The sequence below is a fragment of the uncultured Cyclobacterium sp. genome (assembly GCF_963976465.1).
Classification (GTDB): Bacteria; Bacteroidota; Bacteroidia; order Cytophagales; family Cyclobacteriaceae; genus Cyclobacterium.
This window is the reverse complement of the sequence record NZ_CAXBOC010000389.1, coordinates 1-5643: the sequence shown is the minus strand read 5'-3', so window position 1 is coordinate 5643 and position 5643 is coordinate 1. Positions and strand designations below refer to the sequence as shown.

5 protein-coding genes and 1 pseudogene are annotated in these 5643 nt (G+C 41.7%); 1 reads left to right on the top strand and 5 read right to left on the bottom strand.

The features are described from left to right. On the top strand, positions 1 to 335 hold a 335-nt coding region (locus AAC037_RS18580; protein ID WP_339904686.1), incomplete at its 5' end, for a DUF1080 domain-containing protein. Positions 336 to 504: 169 nt separating this feature from the next. Here AAC037_RS18580 and AAC037_RS18575 read toward each other — a convergent pair. The 5 genes and pseudogenes from AAC037_RS18575 to AAC037_RS18555 form a co-directional block, all read right to left on the bottom strand. After that, positions 505 to 2739, bottom strand: a complete 2235-nt coding sequence (locus tag AAC037_RS18575) for an NADP-dependent isocitrate dehydrogenase (protein ID WP_339904684.1) — start codon at positions 2737 to 2739, stop codon at positions 505 to 507. A 227-nt stretch (positions 2740 to 2966) separates the two neighbouring features. Then, positions 2967 to 3788 carry a 3-methyl-2-oxobutanoate hydroxymethyltransferase gene (gene panB / locus AAC037_RS18570; protein ID WP_014019926.1) on the bottom strand — a complete coding sequence of 274 codons (822 nt, stop codon included), beginning with the start codon at positions 3786 to 3788 and terminating at the stop codon, positions 2967 to 2969. 1 nt (position 3789) lies between these two features. After that, positions 3790 to 4296 carry a phosphoribosyltransferase family protein gene (locus tag AAC037_RS18565; RefSeq protein ID WP_339904682.1) on the bottom strand — a complete coding sequence of 169 codons (507 nt, stop codon included), beginning with the start codon at positions 4294 to 4296 and terminating at the stop codon, positions 3790 to 3792. Between the two features lie 105 nt (positions 4297 to 4401). Continuing rightward, complete coding sequence (rsgA, locus tag AAC037_RS18560; protein WP_339904680.1) at positions 4402 to 5325, bottom strand: ribosome small subunit-dependent GTPase A; 924 nt, start codon at positions 5323 to 5325, stop codon at positions 4402 to 4404. Next, a pseudogene (locus AAC037_RS18555) lies at positions 5322 to 5643 on the bottom strand (3-deoxy-D-manno-octulosonic acid transferase); the annotation flags it as partial. The gene rsgA and the pseudogene AAC037_RS18555, both read right to left, overlap by 4 nt.

Below are 5643 nucleotides of genomic sequence, written 5' to 3'. Positions count from 1 at the left end.
AGGTACTTGACAATGATGGACATAAAGATGGCCAAATCATCACCCACAGAGCCGGAGATCTTTATGACATGATTGAGTCCTCCGAAGAAGCTGCCAAACCGGTAGGTGAATGGAATAAGACGGAGATCATAATCAATGACAATACCTTGCAGTTTTTTCTCAATGGAGTAAAAACAGTGGAGACTACACTTTGGGACGACCAATGGAAAGCCATGGTTGCGGAAAGCAAATTCTCTCAATGGGAAGGCTTTGCCAAGTATAAAGAAGGTAAAATTGTCCTCCAAGATCATGGAGATGATGTTTGGTTCAGAAATATCAAAATCAAAAGACTATAAGTTGAGTTAAAATGGTTCTGCCATTCTAAACTCCCGGCTTTTATGCCGCTCTGAAACACAAAAAGCCGGAAGAAATTATCTTCCGGCTTTTTTATATTAAGCTTATGTCCCGTCTTGAAATAAGCAACGGAAGGTCGTTGCATCATCCGGGTTGAAAACTTAGGTCCAACTAGGCCACGATAGTTTTCAATATTTCATTTAAGGTTTTACTTGGACGCATGGCGGTAGACGTTTTGTCCTCGTCAGGCTTATAATAACCTCCAATATCCACAGGGCTTCCTTGCGCACCATTTAGTTCATCCACCACTTTCTGCTCATTTTCACTCATGGTTTTGGCTACCGGAGTAAAAATAGCTTTCAATGCTGCATCCTCATCTTGGTTTGCCAAGGCCTCCGCCCAATAAGTTGCCAGATAAAAATGACTTCCTCTATTGTCAAGTTCATTCACTTTTCTGGAAGGAGATTTTCCATTTTCCAAAAACTTCGCAGTTGCTATATCCAAGGTTTTTCCCAATACTTTAGCTCGTTCATTATTAAAAGTATCACCCAAATGATCAAGGGAAACAGCCAGGGCTAAAAATTCTCCCAGAGAATCCCATCTAAGGTGACCTTCTTCTACAAATTGCTGAACATGCTTAGGAGCAGATCCACCGGCACCGGTTTCAAATAAACCTCCACCGTTCATTAAAGGTACTACAGAAAGCATTTTGGCACTTGTACCCAACTCCAGGATTGGGAATAAATCTGTCAAGTAATCCCTTAATACATTTCCTGTTACAGAAATGGTGTCTTTGCCGTCCTTTATTCGTTGTAAAGAATAACGGGTCGCTTCTTTAGGGGATTTGATATAGATTTCCAAACCACTGGTGTCATGGTCTTTTAGGTAAGTTTCTACCTTGGCTATAAGGGCAGCATCATGCGACCTGTTGTTGTCTAACCAGAAAACGGCAGGAACACCTGTAGCTTTGGCCCTGTTAACAGCAAGCTTAACCCAATCCTGAATAGGTGCATCTTTTACCTGACACATTCTCCAGATATCTCCTTTTTCTACTGCATTTTCCAAAATTACATTACCGGAAGCATCCGTTACTTTTACGGTACCAGCAGATGGAATTTCAAATGTTTTATCATGAGAACCATACTCTTCGGCTTTTTGCGCCATTAGCCCAACATTGGGAACAGAGCCCATGGTGGTTGGATCAAAAGCACCGTTTTTCTTACAGAAATCAATGGTTTCTTGGTAAACTCCCGCATAAGATCTGTCCGGAATTACTGCTTTGGTATCTTGTAATTCATTGTTTTTATTCCACATTTGCCCACTGCTTCTGATCATGGCAGGCATGGAAGCATCAATGATTACATCACTGGGAACGTGTAGGTTGGTAATTCCTTTGTCAGAATTCACCATGGCCAAGTCTGGGCTCTCTGTATAACAAGCATCAATATCAGCTTCAATCGATTTGCGAGTAGCTTCAGGCAATTTATCCAAAGCAGCTATAAGATCTCCAAAACCATTTTTTGGATCTACTCCTGCCTCTTTAAGGACTGCTGCATGTTTTTCAAATACCGGAGCAAAGAAAACAGTCACGGCATGCCCAAAAATGATTGGGTCAGACACCTTCATCATGGTAGCCTTCATATGCAATGAGAACAGTACGCCTTGCTCTTTTGCTTCGGCAATTTGCTCTTTAAGGAATTTTCTTAAAGCAGAAACGCTTAAAACAGCGGCATCAATAATCTCACCTTTTTGTAAGGCCAAACCTTCTTTTAAGGACGTCTCTGTACCATCTTCTCCGTGCAATACGATGTTGATACTGGTTTCTGAAGGTATGGTTACGGACTTTTCACTGCCATAAAAATCTCCTTCAGGCATGCTTGAAACATGAGATTTGGAGTCTTTGCTCCATTTTCCCATGCTATGTGGGTTTTTTCTGGCAAATTGCTTGACAGCTTGAGGTGCTCTTCTATCAGAATTACCTTCCCTTAAGACAGGGTTTACAGCAGAACCTTTAATTTTATCGTATTTGGCTTTGATGTTTTTTTCTTGTTCATTTTTAGGATCCTCAGGATAATCCGGCAAGGCAAAACCCTTTTCCTGCAACTCTTTGATTGCAGTTTTCAACTGCGGAATAGATGCACTAATATTAGGTAGTTTTACAATGTTAGCTTCCGGGGTTTTGGCGATCTCTCCCAATTCGGAAAGCGCATCCTTCACTCTTTGTTCTTCTTTTAAAAACTCAGGAAAATTAGCAAGAATCCTACCTGAAAGAGAAATGTCTCTTGTTTCCACAGACACCCCGGCCGAATCGGTAAATGCCTTGATGATTGGCAATAAGGAATAGGTGGCTAACGCCGGTGCCTCATCGGTAAGGGTATAAAGAATTTTGGGGGTTTTGTCACTCATGTTTATATCTGTTTTCTAATTGTATTATTAAAAATGAATTACATTTAAAATTGTGGGCTAAATTACGAAAAATATCTTTATCCTAAGACCACAGATCGAGATAAGGGAAAATAATAACCCTAAGGAGGATAGCATACATAAGGTGAGAAAATCAGGTACCAATGGTAAACTTAGCAGCTTAAAAACCAAAGGCATTCAATCCACTTTCTTGCAGCACAGGTATTGGCTTAATAACTTTCTTCCTGATTGGGAAAGTCCTCGGATTTAACGTCCTTAATATAATCCCCTACTGCTTTTAGCATGGTATTTCTGATGTCTGCATATTGCCTCAAAAACCTAGGTTGAAACTCTTGGGTTATCCCCAACATGTCATGAAGCACCAATACTTGCCCATCCACATCCGGACCTGCACCTATGCCGATCACAGGGATACTTACCGCTGAAGCCACTTCTTTGGCTAGGGAAGCAGGTATCTTCTCCAATACAAGGGCGAAACAACCGCATTCCTCCAGGACCTTCGCATCGGCTAAGAGTTTTTTGGCTTCATCTTTTGCTTTGGCCCTGACGGTGTAGGTTCCAAACTTATAAATGGACTGCGGCGTTAAGCCCAAGTGGCCCATCACAGGTACGCCGGCACTCAATATGCGGATGACAGACTCTTTGATTTCTTCTCCCCCTTCTACCTTTACGGCATGGGCACCTGATTCCTTCATGATCCGGATGGCAGACCTCAGTGCCTCTGAACTATTGCCCTGATAAGAGCCAAAAGGAATATCTACTACAACCAGTGCCCGTTCCACAGCTCTTACCACAGAGGTGGCATGATAGATCATCTGGTCTAGTGTAATCGGCAAGGTGGTTTCGTGTCCTGCCATTACATTGGAGGCAGAGTCGCCCACCAATATCATGTCAATTCCTGCCGCATCTACTATGCCCGCCATGGAGAAATCATAAGCAGTAAGCATGGAAATTTTTTCTTTACGCTTCTTCATTTCCTGAAGTATATGCGTAGTAATTCGTTTCAAATGGGTTGATTGATGTACAGACATATTAGTGTAAATGAACGGTGGAATCTTCTGGGTCTAAGTTGACAGTAATGTGCTCACTCAAGGTGGTGGCCAATTCATAGCCGGTATAATCCGGAGCAACCGGGAAAAGCTTGTGGCTTCTATTGACCAAAACCAAAACTTCCATTTTTTTTACTTCTTGTTCAAGAAAAGGAACCATGGCAAAGGCCAAGGTTTTACCTGTATTCAATACATCGTCTACTAGGATAATGGACTTCCCATTCAGAGGTTCATGTGCTGAAAGAATAACCTCTTCTAGTATAGGGTTGGCCTTGTCAAGTTCTATTTTAATCAACTGAAGATCAAATGGTGCGATTTCCTTTAATTTCTTCACCATTAATTCTGCGAAAACATAACCCATCCCGGTAAGTCCTGCTATGGTCAATTGTTTTTCCCCCGCATTCCTTTCATATATCTCAAAAGCTATGCGTGTGATCTTTTGTTGAATTTGGTGGTGGTTCAACACCAATATTTTTGCTTTTTGCGTCATTTCTTTTGTCAAAATTTAAATGAAAGTAACCGAATTGCCTCTGCTTTCAAAGCAATGAGTGAACTTTGCTTTGCCAAAATCCTGATAAATACTGTTGATTTACCTTTATCTATGACTATCCTCCTCACTCATTATTTTGAGATAGTTCTCATAGCGATAAGGGTGAATATAGCCTTGTTCTAACACTTCCAGAACTTTACATCCCGGTTCATTAATATGTTTGCAATTGTTGTATTTGCATTGTCCCAAGTATTTTCTTAGCTCCACAAAGTAATGGGACAACTCATGATCTTCAATGTCCAAAATACCAAATTCTTTGATACCGGGGGTATCGATAAAATAACCATCTTCACCAAAAGGAAACATTTCTGCAAAGGTGGTGGTATGCACTCCCTTGGAAGAAAACTTAGACACTTCCTGAGTGGCCTGTGTTGCGTTGGGGATAAGCCTATTGAGCAAGGTGGACTTTCCAACACCGGAATGGCCAGCCAATAAAGTAGTTTTCCCCTCTAGGCCGGGTTTGAACTTCTGCATCAAGTCCTCATCATGCAAGGCAGACAATTCCACAACTGGGTAACCTAATGGCGCATAAATATCGTGCAATTCCTGTTTGAAATCCAGGTCTTTTTGTTTGGTCAAGGTTTCTACCTTATTGATAAGAATGGTGCTTGGGATCCTAAAACTCTCCGCACTGACCAAAAACCGATCAATAAAACCAAGTGAAGTACGAGGTGACCTCACCGTTACCATTAGATAAGCCTGGTCAATATTGGACGCCAAAATATGGGAAAAATGCTGCTTCCTGGTAGATTTCCGAATGATATAATTGTCCCTGGGAAGAATATCGGAAATCACAGCCGTTGACTGGTTTTTTTCATTCTCCAGCATCACATAATCCCCCACCGCTATGGGGTTGGTCAATTTGAGGTTATCCTGCTTGAACTTCCCCCTAAGCCGGGCTTTGATCAGTTTTTCACCCACCTTAACCTCATACCAGGACCCTGTCGTTTTAATCACCCTTCCTTTCATCTTTCCTTCTTAATGATTGCCATTGTATTATCAGCACTTCCTAAGTTATCGCCTACCAGTTCTTTGGCAGCCATGCAAGCTTTTTCATAATCTGCCTCTTGACTAAGTTTGGCTATTACGGATATGATTTCTGACTCATCTTTCACAGGAAAGCCACAGCCGTATTGCCGGCTTATACCGGCTTCCGGAAATTTGGAAACTTTTTTCAATGGCCCGTGCAATACGGGAATTCCAAAAGCCAAAGGTTCTAGAATATTGTGTAGCCCCTTACCCATTGCCCCACCTATATATGCCCAGTGGGCAAATTGATACAAGGAA

Coding starts and splice junctions, on each gene's coding strand:
- AAC037_RS18575 (WP_339904684.1), bottom strand. CDS start 2,739: ATGAGTGACAAAACCCCCAAAATTCTTTATACCCTTACCGATGAGGCA.
- panB (WP_014019926.1), bottom strand. CDS start 3,788: ATGTCTGTACATCAATCAACCCATTTGAAACGAATTACTACGCATATA.
- AAC037_RS18565 (WP_339904682.1), bottom strand. CDS start 4,296: ATGACGCAAAAAGCAAAAATATTGGTGTTGAACCACCACCAAATTCAA.
- rsgA (WP_339904680.1), bottom strand. CDS start 5,325: ATGAAAGGAAGGGTGATTAAAACGACAGGGTCCTGGTATGAGGTTAAG.